This window comes from Streptomyces melanogenes (assembly GCF_014649795.1).
In the GTDB taxonomy this organism is placed as follows: domain Bacteria; phylum Actinomycetota; class Actinomycetes; order Streptomycetales; family Streptomycetaceae; genus Streptomyces; species Streptomyces noboritoensis.
In genome coordinates this window covers 99,750-115,983 of record NZ_BMTS01000002.1, presented here as the reverse complement: position 1 = coordinate 115,983, position 16,234 = coordinate 99,750, and the positions used below count along the sequence as shown (strand labels likewise).

Genomic DNA, 16,234 nt, shown 5'->3' with positions numbered 1-16,234 from the left:
TTCTTCCTTACGGTCTACGGTCTGGGGGTGTGCGGGGTTACTTGTTGGCGCCGAGCTCGATCGGCACGCCGACGAGGGAGCCGTACTCGGTCCACGAGCCGTCGTAGTTCTTGACGTTCTCGACGCCGAGCAGCTCGTGCAGCACGAACCACGTCAGGGCCGAGCGCTCGCCGATGCGGCAGTACGCGATGGTGTCCTTGGCCAGGTCGACCTGCTCCGCCGCGTACAGCTCCTTCAGGGCGTCGTCCGACTTGAAGGTGCCGTCGTCGTTGGCGTTCTTCGACCACGGGATGTTGCGCGCGCTGGGCACGTGGCCCGGGCGCTGCGACTGCTCCTGCGGGAGGTGGGCCGGGGCGAGCAGCTTGCCGCTGAACTCGTCGGGGGAGCGCACGTCGACCAGGTTCTGGGCGCCGATGGCCGCCACCACGTCGTCGCGGAAGGCACGGATCGCGGTGTTCTGCGGCTTCGCCTTGTAGTCCGTGGCCGGGCGGGCCGGCACCTGCGAGCCGTCGACCAGGTCGCGCGAGTCGAGCTCCCACTTCTTGCGGCCGCCGTCGAGCAGCTTGACGCTGTCGTGGCCGTAGAGCTTGAAGTACCAGTAGGCGTACGAGGCGAACCAGTTGTTGTTGCCGCCGTAGAGGACGACGGTGGTGTCGTTCGCGATGCCCTTCGCCGACAGGAGCTTCTCGAAGCCCTCCTGGTCGATGAAGTCACGGCGGACCGGGTCCTGGAGGTCCTTGGTCCAGTCGATCCGGATCGCGTTCTTGATGTGGTTCTTCTCGTACGCCGAGGTGTCTTCGTCGACCTCGACGATGGCGACCTTGGGGTCGTCGATGTGGGCCTCGACCCAGTCGGCGTCGACCAGGACGTCGCTGCGGCTCATGCGGTTCTCCTCCGGGGCAGGTGCGGCGGGTGGTGCGGGGTGCGGGTGCGCTCGCCACGCGAGCGGGCGCGGCGCTGCTTCGGCACGGGGGGTGGCCCTGAATGACAGCTCAAAGGGCCCGGGGAACACGGGAGTTGCCGTCTCTTCGCAGAGAGGGGCGGGTCCCGCTCAGACGTGGCGACAGAGCATGGCGGCGACGCGGCACAGGTCGACTGCCCGCCGCTTCGTGAGATCCGCCTGTCGCTTCATGCGTCCGATCGTAGGGACGGACGGGCTGCCATGTCACCGGTGTGTCGTATTTTGAGACACGATCATCCGGATGGTGGGACGAGATCGGCCGGAAAGCTTCTTCCGGCGGCGTCCGGACGCCTCCCCGCCGCTCACCATCTGCCCAGCGGACGCCTTCGTCTCAGCATGCGGTTACGGGCCGGTCCAGCAGGTCCGGTGCGGCCGCCGCCGTACCCCCAGGGGCCGTGGGGCCGCTCACCCCGCCAGGGAGACGTTCGTGCCCGTCCCCGAGAACCGCAAACCGTCCGGCGTGGCCGTCACCTTGTCCAGCTTGATGCCCCGCGGCAGGCCCTCGATCTTCAGGTCGTAGTCGACCGCCTTGCGCAGCTTCTCGTCGAAGCCCGCCACCGGCAGCTTCGGCAGCTCCTCGGAGCGGACCTTGACGGTCGCGCCGCCGTCCGTGGTCACCGTGCTGTACGCGCTGACCGTGCGGCCCGCGAGCAGCACCTTGAGGCTCGCGGGGACCTGGACGCCCGCGCCCTCCAGCAGGTCGGTGAGCTGGCCGGTCACCTGGACCTGGCCCTTGGCGGCCCGCTCGGGACCGGCGTAGCCGACCTTGGCGCCCTTGGGCGCGGACTTGGTGAGGTCGGCGTAGGAGATACGGGCCGAGCCGTCCGCCCGTACCGCCGTGGCGGACGAGTAGCTGCTATTGACCTTCACGTCGTGCAGCTTGGCGCGGACCTCGGTGACGTTGACCGAGTGGCCGTCGGCCGTGGCGGTGACCCCGCCCAGCTTCACGTCGACCTCGTCGAACTCCTTGCCCATCGCCTGGGTGAGGAAGGGGAAGCCGGAGATCGAGACGTCGGGGGTCTCCCGCAGGCCCTGACTGGCCTTGATCTTGTCGGCCACCTTGGACTCGACGACGTTCACCGCGATGCGGTCCGCGGCGACGAAGAGGCCGCCGAGAACCACCGCGACGATGAGCCATATCCGAAGTGCGCGCATTGCGTACGAGTCCCCCCACATTGGTCGTTGACGCTGCGAGCCTAACCTCCGGAATTACCCGATCACTCGACCGATCAGATACAAAGCGGGAACAGCCGCGGTGAGCGGCAGCGCCACTCCGGCCGTCATGTGCACGAAACGCGACGGGTAGTCATAACTGGCCACCCGCAGCCCGATCAGCGCGCACACCCCGGCCGCGAGCCCGAGCAGCGCGCCCGAGGCACCCACGTCCGTCAGCTGTCCGACCACGATCCCCGCGCCCGCCGCGGCGAGCAGCGAGACCACCACGGAGACCGGCCCCGGCAGCGGCAGCGCGCGGGCCGGGACGGCGACGGCCACCGCCGCCGCGCCCACCGCCACCGCGTGCGGGATCGCCGCGAGGTAGCCGGCGGCCAGGATCGCGAGCGCCGCCGAGGCCACGGTCGCCATCAGGCCGTACATCCGCTCGTCCGGGTCCGCGTGGCTGCGCAGCTGGAGCACCAGCGTCAGCAGCACCCACACCCCGAGCGTGCCCAGGATCGCCGCGGGCGCGTGCTCGTCGCCGACGGCGAGCAGCGCCGCGTCGGCGACCAGGCCGCCCAGGAAGGCGAGCGCGATGCCCTGCCGGGCGGGCCACATCCCGTTGAGCCGGAACCAGCCCGCGGCCGTGACGGCCTGGAGCAGCACCATCGGCACCACCAGCGCGTACTGCCCGATGCCGGACGCGGCCGCGAGCAGCAGGCCGAGGACGGCGGTGAGCGCGGCGGGCTGCATCCCGGGCGCGATGATCGGCGAGCGCCCCTCGGCGCGGGCCCGCTGGGCGTCGGTGACGCGGGTGTTGCCGACGGTGGTGGGCGGGCTGTAGGCGGGGCCGTCGGCCGGGGCGGGCGCGGCGGGCGGCGGTTCGTACGCCGACGCCTCCGGCGGCAGCGGTACGGACCCGGTCTGCGGCGGCAGGTACGCGGTGTCGGCGGCGGGCTGCGCGTACGCCTGCGCGTACTGCTGCTGCATCGGCTGCGGCTGCACGGGCTGCTGGACCGGCTGCCGCTGCACGGGCTGCGGCTGGATGGTGGGCTGGTACTGGGTGTCCCAGGTCTGGCCCTCCCACGTCTGCGTGTACTGCTGCTGCTCCTGGTGCGACGGATCGTGCGGGAACTGCTGCGGCTGCTGGTGCTGGACCGGCTGCTGCTGGAGCGGCTGCCCGTACTGGTCGTACTGCTGCTGCGGCTGGTGCTGCTGCTGGTACGCGTCGTACTGCTGCTGGTACTGCTGGACCGGCTGCCCGTACTGGTCGAAGCGCGGGTACGGCTCGTCGTACGGCTGCGGGTACTGCTGATCGCTCATGACGTGGGGGTCACCCTCCTGCGAACGGCGGGAGCACCTCGACCGTGCCGCCCTCGGCAAGCCGTACGGTCTCATGCCCGCGCGTCCCGACGGGGTCACCGTCGACCAGGAACGAGCACCTGAGCAGTACGCGGGTCAGCTCGCCGGGGTGGCGCTCGCGCACCGCGTCGAGCGCCTCGGCCAGTGTGGCCGCCGCGTACGGCTCCTCCGCGACACCGGCGGCGGACTTGGCCGCGGCCCAGAAGCGGATGGTTCCCGCTGCCATGGCGACCCTCCTTTCGTCGTCCCCCATGATGGGCTACGCCACCGACAGCCACTGCGCGATCCGGCGCAGCAGCTCCTCGCCGGCCGCGTTCTCCGCGTGCCCCATCCCTTCCTCCAGCCACAACCGCGCAGGTCCGGCGGCCGCCAGCATCCTGGGGTGGTCGAGCGGGAAGTACGGGTCGCGGTCGCCGTGGACGATCAACAGCGGGGTCGGCGCGATCAGCGGGACCGCCTCGACCGGCGAGAGCGGCACCGGGCTCCACTCCTTGGAGTCGATCCGGGTGGCGAAGCCGAGCCGCCCGACCAGGCGCCCGGCGGGCCGGGTCACCAGCCAGTGCAGCCGCCGCATGGGGGCGGTCCCCCGGTAGTACCAACGGGCCGGCGCACTGACGGAGACGACGGCATCCGTCCGCGCATCCGTGAGCCCCTTGTGCATCGCCGCGTGCCGCAGGACCACCGATCCGCCCATGGAGAAGCCGACGGTCACCACGCGCGCGTAGCCGAGTGATCTCGCCCACTCCACGGCCGCCGCCAGGTCGAGCACCTCGCGGTCGCCGACCGTGGAGCGCCCGCCGGAGCCGCCGTGGCCCCGAAAGGAGAACGTCACCACGCCCGCGTACTGGGCGAACACCCCCGCCGCCCGCCGCACCGCGGGCCGGGCCGCCGACCCCGTGAAACCGTGCGCGACCACGACCGCGGTGTCCGTCGGACCCGCCGTGCAGGGGTCGTGGAAAGCCTCGATCGGCACACCGTCCGAGGTGCGCAGAGTTGCGCGCCGCGGTCCCCTAGTGATCGAGGAAACATCCACAGTGTGAAATCGGCCCTCTGCCCCGGAACTCATGTGGGCTATTCTGCTGGGCAGAGGATCCGGGCAGCGCAGCCCCCGGGTCCTTTTGCGTTTCCTGGTCGTTGTTACGAGCAGGTGAACAAAGGCTCTCAGGGCGCGGGAGCCGGGCAGCGAAAGCAGTGCCGTAAACGTCCTCGCAGGGACCGAGGAGGAACCGACGTTATGGGCGAGCAGACCGTGCACGAACCGAAGAAACCGAAACAGACGACCGTGGCGGGTGAGGCGCGATGAGCTCCTTGCTGCTCCTGACCAACGCCCTCCAGCCGTCGACCGAGGTGCTTCCCGCGCTCGGCCTGCTGCTGCACAACGTGCGCGTGGCCCCCGCCGAGGGCCCGGCCCTGGTGGACACCCCCGGTGCCGACGTGATCCTCGTCGACGGCCGCCGCGACCTCCCGCAGGTCCGCTCCCTCTGCCAGCTGCTGCGCTCCACCGGCCCCGGCTGCCCGCTGATCCTGGTGGTCACCGAGGGCGGCCTTGCCGCCGTCACCGCCGACTGGGGCATCGACGACGTGCTCCTGGACACCGCGGGTCCCGCCGAGGTCGAGGCACGGCTGCGGCTCGCGATGGGCCGCCAGCAGATCACCTCCGACGACTCCCCCATGGAGATCCGCAACGGCGACCTCTCCGTGGACGAGGCGACCTACAGCGCCAAGCTCAAGGGCCGGGTCCTGGACCTCACCTTCAAGGAGTTCGAGCTCCTGAAGTACCTGGCACAGCACCCCGGCCGGGTCTTCACGCGCGCGCAGCTGCTGCAGGAGGTGTGGGGGTACGACTACTTCGGCGGTACGCGGACGGTCGACGTCCACGTACGGCGACTGCGGGCCAAGCTCGGCCCCGAGCACGAGTCGCTGATCGGTACCGTCCGGAATGTCGGCTACCGGTTCGTCACCCCCGAAAAGGTCGAACGGGCGGCGGAAGAAGCCAAGGCCAAGGCGGCCGCGGAATCCGTGGCCTCCGCACCGGTCCCGCCCGCCGCGGAGCCGGAGGAAGCCTCCGTACGCCCTGCCCAGAGGTAGGTCACCCCGCGTAGACTCCCGCTCGTGGCCAAGGTGACGCGGGATGATGTGGCGAGACTGGCGGGTACGTCGACCGCGGTCGTCAGCTACGTCATCAACAACGGACCGAGGCCGGTCGCCCCGGCCACGCGCGAGCGGGTACTCGCCGCGATCAAGGAGCTGGGCTACCGGCCGGACCGGGTTGCCCAGGCGATGGCCTCCCGGCGCACGGACCTCATAGGCATGATCGTCCCGGACGCGCGCCAGCCGTTCTTCGCGGAGATGGCGCACGCGGTGGAGCAGGCGGCGGCCGAACGCGGGAAAATGGTCCTGGTCGGCAACTCCGACTATCTGGACGACCGCGAGGTCCACTATCTGCGGGCGTTCCTCGGCATGCGGGTCGCGGGTCTGATCCTGGTCAGCCAGGGTCCCAGCGAGCGCGCGGCGGCCGAGATCGACGCCTGGGACGCGCGCGTGGTGCTGCTCCATGAACGGCCGGAGGCGATCGACGACGTGGCCGTCGTCACGGACGACATCGGCGGGGCGCAGCTGGCCACGCGCCACCTGTTGGAACACGGTCACGCGTACGTGGCGTGCCTCGGCGGGGTCGAGTCGACCCCGGCGGTCGGCGACCCGGTGGCGGACCATGTGGAGGGCTGGCGGCGGGCGATGCTGGAGTCCGGGCGCTCGGTGGAGGGGCGGCTCTTCCAGGCGCCGTACAACCGGTACGACGCGTACCGGGTGGCGCTGGAGATCCTGGGCGGGCCCGAGCGGCCCCCGGCGATCTTCTGCTCCACGGACGACCAGGCGATCGGGGTCCTTCGCGCGGCGCGCGAGCTGCGGATCGATGTGCCGGGGGAGCTGGCGGTGGCGGCCTTCGACGACGTGAAGGAGGCGGGTCTGACGGACCCGCCCCTGACGACGGTCGCCTCCGACCGTCCCGCGATGGCCCGCGCGGCGGTGGACCTGGTCCTGGACGACGCGCTGCGGGTGGCGGGGTCGCGCCGGGAACGCCTGAAGCAGTTCCCGTCGCGGTTGGTGATCCGCCGGTCCTGCGGCTGCGGCTAGCTTTCGCGGGCCTTCGTCTGCGGGCCGGTGGCGGGCTGGTCGCGCAGCTCCCCGCGCCCCTAGGGGGTACGGGCGACGGCGATGGCGAAGCCGAGCCATTTAGGGGCGCGGGGAACTGCGCGACCAGTTGGGGACGGCCCGCAGACAAAGCCGCCCGCCCGCCAGAGGGCTTTGGGGAAGGGGCGGGGTGGGGGGTGCCCTACGCGAGCACCCCCCGGCCCGCAGACGAACGGCTAGTCGTTCAGCTCGACCTGGATCTCGACCTCGACGGGCGCGTCCAGGGGGAGGACCGCGACGCCGACCGCGCTGCGGGCGTGAACACCCTTGTCGCCCAGCACGGCACCCAGGAGCTCGCTCGCCCCGTTGATCACACCCGGCTGCCCGGTGAAGTCGCTCGCCGAGGCGACGAATCCGACGACCTTCACGACGCGCGCGATCCGGTCGAGGTCACCCGCGACGGACTTCACCGCGGCGAGGGCGTTCAGCGCGCAGATACGGGCCGCGTCCTTCGCCTCCTCGGCCGTGACCTCCGCACCGACCTTGCCGGTCAGCGTGAGCTTGCCCTCAACGATCGGCAGCTGCCCGGAGGTGTACACGTACACACCCGACCGCACGGCCGGCTGGTACGCGGCCAGCGGCGGCACGACCTCCGGCAGCGTCAGGCCGAGCTCGGCCAGCTTCGCCTCCACCGCGCCGCTCATGCCTGCTTCTCCCGCTTCAGGTAGGCCACCAGCTGCTCGGGGTTGTTCGGCCCGGGAACGACCTGGACCAGCTCCCAGCCGTCCTCGCCCCAGGTGTCCAGAATCTGCTTGGTCGCGTGCACGAGAAGGGGCACGGTCGCGTATTCCCACTTGGTCATGGGGCCGACTGTAGCCGCTGCCGGAGGCAGCCTCATGCGTAGGCCGCCGGGCGACTGGTTAGGCTCGACGACGTGAGCAGGCTCCAGGTCGTCAGCGGCAAGGGCGGTACCGGCAAGACCACGGTCGCCGCTGCCCTCGCGCTCGCCCTCGCGACGGAGGGCAAGCGCACGCTCCTCGTCGAGGTCGAGGGCAGACAGGGCATCGCACAGCTCTTCGAGGCGGAGACCCTTCCGTACGAGGAGCGGAAGATCGCCGTGGCGCCCGGCGGCGGGGAGGTGCACGCGCTGGCGATCGACGCCGAGCGGGCCCTGCTCGACTACCTCCAGATGTTCTACAAGCTGGGTTCGGCGGGCCGCGCCCTGAAGAAGCTCGGCGCCATCGACTTCGCCACCACCATCGCCCCGGGCGTCCGCGACGTCCTGCTGACCGGCAAGGCGTGCGAAGCCGTCAGGCGTAAGGACAAGCACGGGCGGTACGCGTACGACCATGTGGTCATGGACGCCCCGCCCACCGGGCGGATCACCCGCTTCCTCAACGTCAACGACGAGGTCGCCGGGCTCGCCAAGATCGGCCCGATACACAACCAGGCGCAGGCCGTGATGCGGGTGCTGAAGTCCCCCGAGACGGCCGTGCACCTGGTGACGCTCCTGGAGGAGATGCCGGTCCAGGAGACCGCCGACGGGATCGCCGAGCTGCGCGCCGCCGATCTGCCGACCGGCGCCGTCATCGTGAACATGGTCCGCCCGCACCTGCTGGACGAGGAGGCGGTCCGGGGCGTCACCGGCGACCGGCGCAAGGAGGTCGCCAAGGCGCTCACCCGCGCCGGGGTCACCGGCTCGGCGAAGCTGGTCACCCCGCTGCTCCAGGAGGCCGCCGAGCACGCCGAGCGGGTGGAGCTGGAGCGCGAACAGCGGGCGGTGGTGGGCGGGTTGGGTCTGCCCGTGCACGAACTGCCCCTGATCGGCGAGGGAATGGATCTGGCCGGGCTCTACCGCCTGGCCGCCGAGCTGCGGAACTCCGGGGTGGGAAGCAAGTGAGCATGGACGCGGCGGCGCCGCTCGACATCGACCCCCTGCTCGACGACCCGAAGACGCGGATCGTGGTGTGCTGCGGCTCCGGCGGGGTGGGCAAGACCACCACGGCGGCGGCGCTGGGGCTGCGGGCCGCCGAGCGCGGCCGCAAGGTGGTCGTGCTGACCATCGACCCGGCGCGCAGGCTCGCCCAGTCCATGGGTATCGACTCGCTCGACAACACCCCGCGCCGGGTCAAGGGCGTCGAGGGCGACGGCGAGCTGCACGCCATGATGCTCGACATGAAGCGGACCTTCGACGAGATCGTCGAGGCGCACGCGGACCCGGAGCGCGCCCGGGCGATCCTCTCCAACCCCTTCTACCAGTCCCTGTCGGCCGGTTTCGCGGGCACGCAGGAGTACATGGCGATGGAGAAGCTGGGCCAGCTGCGGGCCCGCGACGAGTGGGACCTGATCGTCGTGGACACCCCGCCGTCGCGCTCGGCGCTGGACTTCCTGGACGCGCCGAAGCGGCTGGGGTCGTTCCTGGACGGCAAGTTCATCCGGCTGCTGATGGCGCCCGCGAAGATGGGCGGCCGGGCCGGGATGAAGTTCCTCAACGTCGGCATGTCGATGATGACCGGCACGCTCGGCAAGCTCCTCGGCGGGCAGCTGCTGCGGGACGTCCAGACGTTCGTGGCGGCGATGGACACGATGTTCGGCGGCTTCCGCACCCGCGCCGACGCCACCTACCGGCTGCTCCAGGCCCCTGGCACGGCCTTCCTCGTGGTCGCGGCGCCGGAGCGGGACGCGCTGCGCGAGGCCGCGTACTTCGTGGAGCGGCTGGCGGCCGACACGATGCCGCTGGCGGGTCTCGTCCTGAACCGGGTGCACGGCAGCGGCGCGGCCCGGCTGTCGGCCGAGCGGGCGCTCGCGGCGGCGGAGCACCTGGACGAGGACCGGGGCGGCGAGGACCGGGGCGAGGGCCGTGGGGAAAATCTTGTCGACGGCCGCATTGTCGATCAGGGGTCCGGGAAGGCTGAGGATCGTGGCACCGGTGGTTCCTCTCCCGAAGCTCCCTCCCCCACCGGTTCCGAGGACAGCGCGTCCCAGGACAGCGCACCCGAACACGGCGTGTCGGTCGACCGGCTGACCGCCGGTCTGCTGCGCCTGCACGCCGAGCGGATGCAGGTGCTCGCCCGCGAGCAGCGCACGCGAGACCGCTTCACCGCACTCCACCCCGAAGTCCCGGTGGCCGAAGTGGCCGCCCTGCCCGGCGACGTACACGATCTCGCCGGGCTCCGGGCCATCGGGGAACGGCTCGCGGCCCAGGAAGAGACGGCCGGAGCGCTCTGATACGTCTGGTTACGTACGTGTCGTACGTGCGCGGGCTTACCCCACGGCCGCGTACGTCTCGTCCACGGCGTGCCGGTAGGCGTACGCCTCCTCGTCGTCGATGCCCACGGGCAGGATGCCCGTGCTGCGCTCGTACTCCGTACGCGCCGTCTCCAGGAGACGCCGCCAGGACGTGACGGTGGGCCGGCGGCGCAGCAGTGCGCGGCGCTCCCGTTCCGTCATTCCGCCCCACACGCCGAATTCGACGCGGTTGTCCAGTGCGTCCGCGAGGCACTCGGTCCGCACCGGACATCCGGTGCACACCGCCTTCGCCCTGTTCTGAGCCGCACCCTGTACGAACAGTTCGTCCGGATCGGTAGTGCGGCAGGCTGCCTGCGCACTCCAGTCGGTTACCCAGCCCATGCCGGCGCCGTCCTCTCCCGAATCGAGGCTCCCCCACGGCGGCAGAGGCATATTCACCGCTGCCAGTTGAGGACGTTACGGAAGGTGGGCACAGCGCAACACCCCCTTCGGGCCCAATCTTGAATGGCCCGAACGGACTATGCGTACGCGGCAGATCACCCAACGGAGTGAGCTGGGGACATAAGTGACAAACCCGACCAAGCGGGACGTTCCAGTTGAGCCACAACGGACGCCTGATGACGCATGAGGCGTAAACGGACGGCGATTCGGGACGGCCGCCCTCTTGCGAGAGTTGAACGGCGATAAACATCGACTTGATGCACAACCGCACTGCTGTGACAGTTGAGAGCAGCTTAGGCCAGAGCATTGACCCGTGTCCGGCGAATCAGAACGTAGGCTGCCCCCATGGCAAAGAAGCGCTCGGGCGGTGGTCTGACCGGGACCCAGCAGGCCGCCAAGTTCGTCGGGGTGAGTGTGCTCTCCGGAGCGGTGCTCGCGGGCATCGCGCTGCCGGCGTTCGGCGCGCTGGGGCTCGCGGCCAAGGGCACGGTCGAGGGGTTCGACGAGATCCCCGCCAATCTGAAGACCCCGCCGCTGAGTCAGCGCACCACGATCCTGGACTCCAAGGGCGGTCCGATCGCGACCGTGTACTCGCGCGACCGCACGGTGGTCCCGCTCGCGGACATCTCGCCGTACATGCAGAAGGCGATCGTCGCGATCGAGGACTCGCGCTTCTACGAGCACGGCGCGATCGACCTCAAGGGCGTGCTGCGCGCGCTCAACAAGAACGCCACGTCGGGCGGGGTGGCCCAGGGCGCGTCCACCCTCACCCAGCAGTACGTGAAGAACGTCTTCGTGGAGGAGGCCGGCGACGACCCCGACAAGGTCGCCGAGGCCACCCAGCAGACGCTCGGCCGCAAGGTCAAGGAGCTGAAGTACGCGATCCAGGTCGAGGAGGAGCTCGGCAAGAAGAAGATCCTGGAGAACTACCTCAACATCACGTTCTTCGGGCAGCAGGCGTACGGCGTCGAGGCCGCCGCCAAGCGCTACTTCTCCAAGCCGGCCAAGGACCTGAAGCTGGAGGAGGCCGCCATGCTGGCGGGCATCGTCCAGTCGCCGAGCCGGTACGACCCGGTCAACGACGCGCAGGAGGCCAAGAAGCGCCGGGACACGGTGCTCCAGCGGATGGCCGACATGAAGGACGTCTCGCAGGCCGAGGCGGACCGCGCCAAGGCCGCCCCGATCAAGCTGAAGGTCTCCAAGCCGAAGAACGGCTGCATCACGGCCGTCAGCGGCGCGGGCTTCTTCTGCGACTACGTGCGCGAGGTCTTCCTCTCCGACCCGGTCTTCGGCAAGACCAAGGAGGAGCGGGCCAAGCTGTGGAACCAGGGCGGTCTCACCGTCCGCACGACCCTGGACCCGCAGGCCCAGCAGTCCGCCCAGGCCTCCATCAAGGACCACGTCTACCAGTCGGACAAGGTCGCCACGGCGGTCACCCTGGTCCAGCCCGGCACCGGCAAGATCATGGCGATGGGCCAGTCGCGGCCGTACGGCTTCGGCAACCACGAGACGCAGATCAACTTCTCGGTGAACAAGCAGATGGGCGGCTCGAACTACGGCTTCCCGGTCGGCTCGACCTTCAAGCCGTTCCTGGCCGCCGCCGCGATCGAGGGCGGCAAGCCGCCCACGCAGCAGTACCCGTCGCCGTTCGAGATGGCGTACCCGGCGACCGTGCAGACGTGCGGCGCCAAGCCGTGGGTGAACGTCCGCAACGAGTCGCTGGAGAACGAGAACGAGTCCGAGCACGGGCCGTACGCGCTGAGGACGGCGATGGAGAAGTCCGTCAACACGTACTTCGTGCAGATGCTCGGCGAGATCGGCATGTGCCCGGTGTCGCAGATGACGGACAAGCTGCACGTGGTGCAGGGCAACGGCGCGAAGCTCCCGATGGTGCCGTCCGCGCTGACGCTGGGCTCCACCGGCATCTCCCCGCTGAACATGGCGAGCGCGTACGCGGCCTTCGCCAGCCGGGGCACCTACTGCACGCCGGTCGCCATCGAGTCGATCAAGAAGGCGGACGGTACGGCGCTGCCGGTGCCGAAGTCCTCGTGCAGCCAGGCGATGTCCCAGAACACGGCGGACAGCGTCAACACGCTGCTGCGCGGCGTGACCGACTCCGGTACGGGTGCGCTGGCGGGCCTCTCGGACCGCGACAACGCGGGCAAGACCGGCACCACCGACCAGCGCAAGAACGCCTGGTTCGTCGGCTACACGCCGAACATGTCGGGCGCGGTGTGGGTCGGCAGCCCGTCGCAGAGCGTCGAGATGGAGAACATCACGATCGGCGGCGTGTACAAGGAGAAGGTGTACGGCGGTGAGGTCCCCGGACCGATCTGGAAGGACGCCATGACCGGCGCCCTCTCCGGCCAGCCCGCCCCCAACTTCGTACGGGTCGACATCCCCGACCCGCAGCCCAAGGACCCGCCGGCGGGCGACGGGGGCGACAACGCGAAGGGCAAGGGCAAGGGCGGCAAGAAGCACCGCCCCGGCGACAACAAGCCGGGCGGCGGCATCACCGTCCCGCCCAACCCCGGCATCACCATCCCGCCGGGAGTGATCGGCGGGGCGACGACGGACGGGGCGATCGGCGGGAACTTCCCGTAGGCCCTCGGCTCGCATACGACGGAAGGGGCGCCCGGGATCACCCGGGCGCCCCTTCCGCGTACGTACGCGGGCGGTGCGTCAGCCCGCCAGCAGGCTCTTGACGGCCGCCGACACCCGGCCGCCGTCCGCGAGCCCGGCCACCTTCGGCTTCACGATCTTCATCACGGCGCCCATGGCCTTCGGGCCCTCGGCGCCCGCGGCCCTGGCCTCCGCCACGGCCTCCAAGACGATCGCGTGGAGCTCGTCGTCGGTGAGCTGCTTGGGCAGGTACGCGTCGAGGATCTCGCCCTCGGCCCGCTCCTTCGCCGCCGACTCGGCCCGGCCGCCCTGGTCGAACGCCTCGGCCGCCTCACGCCGCTTCTTCGCCTCCTTGGCGATCACCTGCAGCACCTCGTCGTCGGAGAGCTCGCGCGCGCTCTTGCCCGCGACCTCCTCCTTGGCGATGGCGGTGAGGGTCAGTCGCAGCGTCGACGAGCGCAGCTCGTCGCGCGCCTTCATGGCGGTGGTGAGGTCGTCCTTGAGCGTGGCCTTGAGCGTGGTCATGCGCCTAGTGTGGCAGGTGGCGCACCCGGGGCGCGTGCCAGTTTCACGCCGGGAGCGCGGGTCCGGGCGTACGCGGGGCGCGGGCAGGGGCGTACGGGACGTCCGCGAACCACCCGCGAAGGCCGTAGGAGTACGTACGTCTGCAACGATGGACGCATGCGCGCGCGATACGGGATTCCTCTGAAGACGACGGCGGCCATCACGGCGATCGGGGCGGCCGGTATCGCCTACGCGGCGGGCATCGAAGCCCGGTCCTTCCGGCTCCGCCGGGTGACGGTCCCGGTGCTGCCGCGCGGCGCGCGCCCGCTGCGCGTGCTCCAGGTCTCGGACATCCACATGGTCGGCGGCCAGCGCAAGAAGCGCGCCTGGCTCCAGTCGCTGGCCGGGCTGCGCCCGGACTTCGTGGTCAACACGGGCGACAACCTGTCGGACACGGAGGGCGTGCCGGAGGTCCTGGACGCGCTGGGCCCGCTGATGGAGTTCCCCGGGGTGTACGTCTTCGGCTCGAACGACTACTACGGCCCGAGGCTGCGCAACCCCGCCCGCTATCTGCTGGAGAAAGTCCAGGGCAAGCACGGCCTGAACGGCAACCCGCCCGCGGTCGGTGTCGTCCACAACCCGTGGGAGGAGCTCCGGGACGCGTTCGACACGGCGGGCTGGGTCGGCCTGAGCAACACGCGCGGCCGCCTCAAGCTGGAGGGCGGCTTCGAGCTCGCCTTCACGGGCCTGGACGACCCGCACATCAAGCGGGACCGGTACGAGAAGGTGGCGGGCGGCCCGGAGAAGGACGCGGACCTGTCGATCGCGGTGGTCCACGCCCCGTACCTGCGCTCCCTGGACGCCTTCACCGCCGACGGCTACCCCCTGATCCTGGCCGGCCACACCCACGGCGGCCAGCTGTGCGTCCCCTTCTACGGGGCCCTGGTCACCAACTGCGACCTGGACACGGACCGGGTGAAGGGCCTCTCCACCCACGAGTCGGCGGGCAACCGCGCCTACCTGCACGTCTCGGCGGGCTGCGGCACGAACCGCTACACCCCGGTCCGCTTCGCCTGCCCCCCGGAGGCCACCCTGCTGACCCTGACACCCCGCCCGTGACGGCCCCCCGAAACCGGATTTCGTCTCCGGCCGCCGGTGGGCTAAAGTAAACGACGTCGCCGCGACAACCGGTGACATCGGGGTGTAGCGCAGCTTGGCAGCGCGCTTCGTTCGGGACGAAGAGGTCGTGGGTTCAAATCCCGCCACCCCGACAGCCGAAACAGCAGGAGAGCCATCTACTCACGTGAGTAGGTGGCTCTTCTGTTTCTGCGTGCGCGCCGTACACCCTCCCGAGGCACCCCCGCGCGCGTCCCCCCGCAGCCTCCCCCCTCCCCTGCCCCCGCCCGCTAGCGTCCCGGCCATGGACACGCTCATCTTCGGGGGGCTGCTGGTCGTCGTCGTGGGGATTTGGCGGCGGGGGGTGGTGGGGGTCGGGGTGTGGTGGGTGGTGTTTGTGGCTACCTGTTTCCTGCTCGCGCATCACATCACCAGCGGGCTCGGGCTGGGGCTGAGTTACTGATGGACGACAGTGGTGGTACGCCCAGCACCTCCCCCGTAGCCGTCGCCATCGATGAGCGGCGCGGGGTGCTCGGGCAGGTGCAGTACTGGTTCGCCTGTCTCTTCGCCGTCGGGTGGACCGGGGTCGTGTGCGGCGGGCTCGCCGTGCAGTTCGGGGACTGGGACTATCCCTGTCCGCTCTGCATGGTGCAGCGGATGTTCATGCTGCTGGCCGCGCTCGGGGCCGCGTACGTCGTACGGCAGGGGATGACCGGGCGGGTGTCCGGGAGCGACTACATGACCGGGTGGGGGCTCGCGCTCGTCGCCTGTGTGGGCGGGGGGTTCACCTCGTGGCGGCAGACCATGCTGCACATCCTGCCCGGCGACAAGGGATACGGCAGCCCCGTCCTCGGGCTGCATCTGTACGTCTGGGCCTGGGTCCTCTTCGTGGCGTCGATCCTCGCCGTCGGCGTCGTCCTCGCCTTCGCGCCCGTCACCGCCGACCGCGTGCTTCCCGCCTCACCCCTGCGGGCCGTCGGGCGGTGCGTGCTCGCCTTCGTCGCGCTCGTCATCGCCGTGAATCTCGTCGCTGTCTTTCTGCTGGAAGGGTTTCACTGGTTCCTACCTGACGATCCGTCGCGGTATCAGTTCTTCTACGACGTCCATCTGCTGCCCTGAGCCGCCGGGCCCGGGCCACCGTCTTCGCGGCCCGGGCCCCTCCTCGATGGTCGGGCTGCTACTGCATCGGCCTCGATGCCTCTATCTCGATCCCCTTCACCATCATCCGGTCGTCGTACGCCACCCGGACGAACTGGCCGTGCCGGAACGCGCTCAGGACCCGCTCGATCACGAACTGGCTCGGGTGCGGCAGCCGCACCTGGCGGCCGTTGACCACCAGGGTCATGGACGCCTCGATCCCCGGGAACGGGGCGATCGGCGCCTGTACGGCTGTTGCGTACGCGACGAAGTACTGCGCCTGCGGTTGTGCCTGGGGCTGGGGCTGCGCCTGGGGCTGGGTGCCCGGCTGCTGGCCGAACTGCTGGAGCAGCGACTGGAACGGCTGCTGCTGGCCCAGCTGGTGCAGCTGCTGCTGGAGGTGCTGCGGGACGCCCTGGCCCTGCCCCTGCCCTTGGCCGATTCCCTGGCCCTGACCGAAGCCCTGCCCCGGACCCATCCCCTGGCCCATCCCCTGACCCGTGCCCTGCTCGAACTGCTGCGGTACGAAGGACGTCATCTCTGTTCCCCTTTCCT

At 70.5% G+C, this 16,234-nt stretch carries 19 protein-coding genes and 1 tRNA gene; 9 read left to right on the top strand and 11 right to left on the bottom strand.

What is annotated here, in order from left to right:
• Window positions 1–37 precede the first annotated feature (37 nt).
• From IE252_RS04420 to IE252_RS04400, 6 genes are all read right to left on the bottom strand, one after another.
• Window positions 38–883: a sulfurtransferase gene (locus IE252_RS04420; RefSeq protein WP_190087957.1), complete on the bottom strand. Its 846-nt coding sequence runs from the start codon at window positions 881–883 to the stop codon at window positions 38–40.
• A 168-nt stretch (window positions 884–1,051) separates the two neighbouring features.
• Window positions 1,052–1,132 (bottom strand): putative leader peptide, encoded by an 81-nt coding sequence (locus tag IE252_RS44235; RefSeq protein ID WP_359104787.1) that lies wholly within the window; start codon window positions 1,130–1,132, stop codon window positions 1,052–1,054.
• 234 nt (window positions 1,133–1,366) lie between these two features.
• Window positions 1,367–2,116: an LmeA family phospholipid-binding protein gene (locus IE252_RS04415; protein ID WP_190087956.1), complete on the bottom strand. Its 750-nt coding sequence runs from the start codon at window positions 2,114–2,116 to the stop codon at window positions 1,367–1,369.
• A 54-nt stretch (window positions 2,117–2,170) separates the two neighbouring features.
• The gene (locus tag IE252_RS04410) at window positions 2,171–3,439 is read right to left on the bottom strand and encodes a hypothetical protein (protein ID WP_229847995.1); all 1,269 of its coding nucleotides are present in this window, start codon (window positions 3,437–3,439) and stop codon (window positions 2,171–2,173) included.
• 10 nt (window positions 3,440–3,449) lie between these two features.
• On the bottom strand, window positions 3,450–3,704 hold the full coding sequence (locus IE252_RS04405; protein ID WP_190087954.1) for a MoaD/ThiS family protein: 255 nt from the start codon (window positions 3,702–3,704) through the stop codon (window positions 3,450–3,452).
• A gap of 33 nt (window positions 3,705–3,737) precedes the next feature.
• A complete protein-coding gene (locus IE252_RS04400; protein WP_190087953.1) occupies window positions 3,738–4,544 on the bottom strand; it encodes an alpha/beta hydrolase family protein in 807 nt (268 codons plus the stop codon).
• A gap of 233 nt (window positions 4,545–4,777) precedes the next feature.
• Here IE252_RS04400 and IE252_RS04395 point away from each other — a divergent pair, with 233 nt between their 5' ends.
• Both IE252_RS04395 and IE252_RS04390 read left to right on the top strand, forming a co-directional pair.
• Window positions 4,778–5,566, top strand: a complete 789-nt coding sequence (locus IE252_RS04395) for a response regulator transcription factor (protein ID WP_190087952.1) — start codon at window positions 4,778–4,780, stop codon at window positions 5,564–5,566.
• A 24-nt stretch (window positions 5,567–5,590) separates the two neighbouring features.
• Complete coding sequence (locus IE252_RS04390) at window positions 5,591–6,613, top strand: LacI family DNA-binding transcriptional regulator (protein WP_190087951.1); 1,023 nt, start codon at window positions 5,591–5,593, stop codon at window positions 6,611–6,613.
• 233 nt (window positions 6,614–6,846) lie between these two features.
• Here the strand turns inward: IE252_RS04390 and IE252_RS04385 are convergent, their stop codons facing one another.
• Both IE252_RS04385 and sp36 read right to left on the bottom strand, forming a co-directional pair.
• The gene (locus IE252_RS04385; RefSeq protein ID WP_190087950.1) at window positions 6,847–7,314 is read right to left on the bottom strand and encodes a RidA family protein; all 468 of its coding nucleotides are present in this window, start codon (window positions 7,312–7,314) and stop codon (window positions 6,847–6,849) included.
• Entirely contained in the window at window positions 7,311–7,472 is a 162-nt protein-coding gene (sp36, locus tag IE252_RS04380) for a Sp36 family protein (protein WP_003975360.1), read from the bottom strand. Before sp36 ends, IE252_RS04385 begins: the two co-directional genes overlap by 4 nt.
• A gap of 72 nt (window positions 7,473–7,544) precedes the next feature.
• On the opposite strand from sp36, the gene bagA reads away from it, so the two are divergent.
• Window positions 7,545–8,510: an ATPase BagA gene (bagA, locus tag IE252_RS04375; protein WP_190087949.1), complete on the top strand. Its 966-nt coding sequence runs from the start codon at window positions 7,545–7,547 to the stop codon at window positions 8,508–8,510.
• Window positions 8,511–8,512: 2 nt separating this feature from the next.
• Window positions 8,513–9,838, top strand: coding sequence for an ATPase BagB (gene bagB / locus IE252_RS04370; protein WP_190088392.1), 1,326 nt, complete (start codon window positions 8,513–8,515; stop codon window positions 9,836–9,838).
• 36 nt (window positions 9,839–9,874) lie between these two features.
• Here bagB and IE252_RS04365 read toward each other — a convergent pair whose 3' ends face one another.
• Entirely contained in the window at window positions 9,875–10,240 is a 366-nt protein-coding gene (locus IE252_RS04365; protein ID WP_180357204.1) for a WhiB family transcriptional regulator, read from the bottom strand.
• A 405-nt stretch (window positions 10,241–10,645) separates the two neighbouring features.
• On the opposite strand from IE252_RS04365, the gene IE252_RS04360 reads away from it, so the two are divergent.
• The gene (locus IE252_RS04360; RefSeq protein WP_190087948.1) at window positions 10,646–12,904 is read left to right on the top strand and encodes a transglycosylase domain-containing protein; all 2,259 of its coding nucleotides are present in this window, start codon (window positions 10,646–10,648) and stop codon (window positions 12,902–12,904) included.
• Window positions 12,905–12,982: 78 nt separating this feature from the next.
• Here IE252_RS04360 and IE252_RS04355 read toward each other — a convergent pair whose 3' ends face one another.
• The gene (locus IE252_RS04355; RefSeq protein ID WP_190087947.1) at window positions 12,983–13,447 is read right to left on the bottom strand and encodes a GatB/YqeY domain-containing protein; all 465 of its coding nucleotides are present in this window, start codon (window positions 13,445–13,447) and stop codon (window positions 12,983–12,985) included.
• Between the two features lie 156 nt (window positions 13,448–13,603).
• Between IE252_RS04355 and IE252_RS04350 the strand changes: the two genes are divergently transcribed.
• The 4 genes from IE252_RS04350 to IE252_RS04335 all read left to right on the top strand — a co-directional run bounded on the left by IE252_RS04350 (window position 13,604) and on the right by IE252_RS04335 (window position 15,661).
• Window positions 13,604–14,545 (top strand): metallophosphoesterase, encoded by a 942-nt coding sequence (locus IE252_RS04350; RefSeq protein ID WP_190087946.1) that lies wholly within the window; start codon window positions 13,604–13,606, stop codon window positions 14,543–14,545.
• Between the two features lie 78 nt (window positions 14,546–14,623).
• Window positions 14,624–14,697, top strand: a tRNA-Pro gene (locus IE252_RS04345).
• 149 nt (window positions 14,698–14,846) lie between these two features.
• Window positions 14,847–15,005, top strand: a complete 159-nt coding sequence (locus IE252_RS04340) for a DUF5993 family protein (RefSeq protein WP_190087945.1) — start codon at window positions 14,847–14,849, stop codon at window positions 15,003–15,005.
• A complete protein-coding gene (locus tag IE252_RS04335) occupies window positions 15,005–15,661 on the top strand; it encodes a disulfide bond formation protein B (protein WP_190087944.1) in 657 nt (218 codons plus the stop codon). The genes IE252_RS04340 and IE252_RS04335 overlap by 1 nt, the downstream gene beginning before the upstream one ends.
• A 58-nt stretch (window positions 15,662–15,719) precedes the next feature.
• Here IE252_RS04335 and IE252_RS04330 read toward each other — a convergent pair whose 3' ends face one another.
• Window positions 15,720–16,217, bottom strand: coding sequence for a hypothetical protein (locus IE252_RS04330; RefSeq protein ID WP_190087943.1), 498 nt, complete (start codon window positions 16,215–16,217; stop codon window positions 15,720–15,722).
• Between the last annotated feature and the right edge of the window lie 17 nt (window positions 16,218–16,234).

What these genes read in the sequence shown, in the direction of transcription:
- IE252_RS04420 (WP_190087957.1), bottom strand. Translation starts at nt 883, where the DNA reads ATGAGCCGCAGCGACGTCCTGGTCGACGCCGACTGGGTCGAGGCCCAC.
- IE252_RS44235 (WP_359104787.1), bottom strand. Translation starts at nt 1,132, where the DNA reads ATGAAGCGACAGGCGGATCTCACGAAGCGGCGGGCAGTCGACCTGTGC.
- IE252_RS04415 (WP_190087956.1), bottom strand. Translation starts at nt 2,116, where the DNA reads ATGCGCGCACTTCGGATATGGCTCATCGTCGCGGTGGTTCTCGGCGGC.
- IE252_RS04410 (WP_229847995.1), bottom strand. Translation starts at nt 3,439, where the DNA reads ATGAGCGATCAGCAGTACCCGCAGCCGTACGACGAGCCGTACCCGCGC.
- IE252_RS04405 (WP_190087954.1), bottom strand. Translation starts at nt 3,704, where the DNA reads ATGGCAGCGGGAACCATCCGCTTCTGGGCCGCGGCCAAGTCCGCCGCC.
- IE252_RS04400 (WP_190087953.1), bottom strand. Translation starts at nt 4,544, where the DNA reads ATGAGTTCCGGGGCAGAGGGCCGATTTCACACTGTGGATGTTTCCTCG.
- IE252_RS04395 (WP_190087952.1), top strand. Translation starts at nt 4,778, where the DNA reads ATGAGCTCCTTGCTGCTCCTGACCAACGCCCTCCAGCCGTCGACCGAG.
- IE252_RS04385 (WP_190087950.1), bottom strand. Translation starts at nt 7,314, where the DNA reads ATGAGCGGCGCGGTGGAGGCGAAGCTGGCCGAGCTCGGCCTGACGCTG.
- sp36 (WP_003975360.1), bottom strand. Translation starts at nt 7,472, where the DNA reads ATGACCAAGTGGGAATACGCGACCGTGCCCCTTCTCGTGCACGCGACC.
- bagB (WP_190088392.1), top strand. Translation starts at nt 8,513, where the DNA reads ATGGACGCGGCGGCGCCGCTCGACATCGACCCCCTGCTCGACGACCCG.
- IE252_RS04365 (WP_180357204.1), bottom strand. Translation starts at nt 10,240, where the DNA reads ATGGGCTGGGTAACCGACTGGAGTGCGCAGGCAGCCTGCCGCACTACC.
- IE252_RS04360 (WP_190087948.1), top strand. Translation starts at nt 10,646, where the DNA reads ATGGCAAAGAAGCGCTCGGGCGGTGGTCTGACCGGGACCCAGCAGGCC.
- IE252_RS04355 (WP_190087947.1), bottom strand. Translation starts at nt 13,447, where the DNA reads ATGACCACGCTCAAGGCCACGCTCAAGGACGACCTCACCACCGCCATG.
- IE252_RS04350 (WP_190087946.1), top strand. Translation starts at nt 13,604, where the DNA reads ATGCGCGCGCGATACGGGATTCCTCTGAAGACGACGGCGGCCATCACG.
- IE252_RS04340 (WP_190087945.1), top strand. Translation starts at nt 14,847, where the DNA reads ATGGACACGCTCATCTTCGGGGGGCTGCTGGTCGTCGTCGTGGGGATT.
- IE252_RS04335 (WP_190087944.1), top strand. Translation starts at nt 15,005, where the DNA reads ATGGACGACAGTGGTGGTACGCCCAGCACCTCCCCCGTAGCCGTCGCC.
- IE252_RS04330 (WP_190087943.1), bottom strand. Translation starts at nt 16,217, where the DNA reads ATGACGTCCTTCGTACCGCAGCAGTTCGAGCAGGGCACGGGTCAGGGG.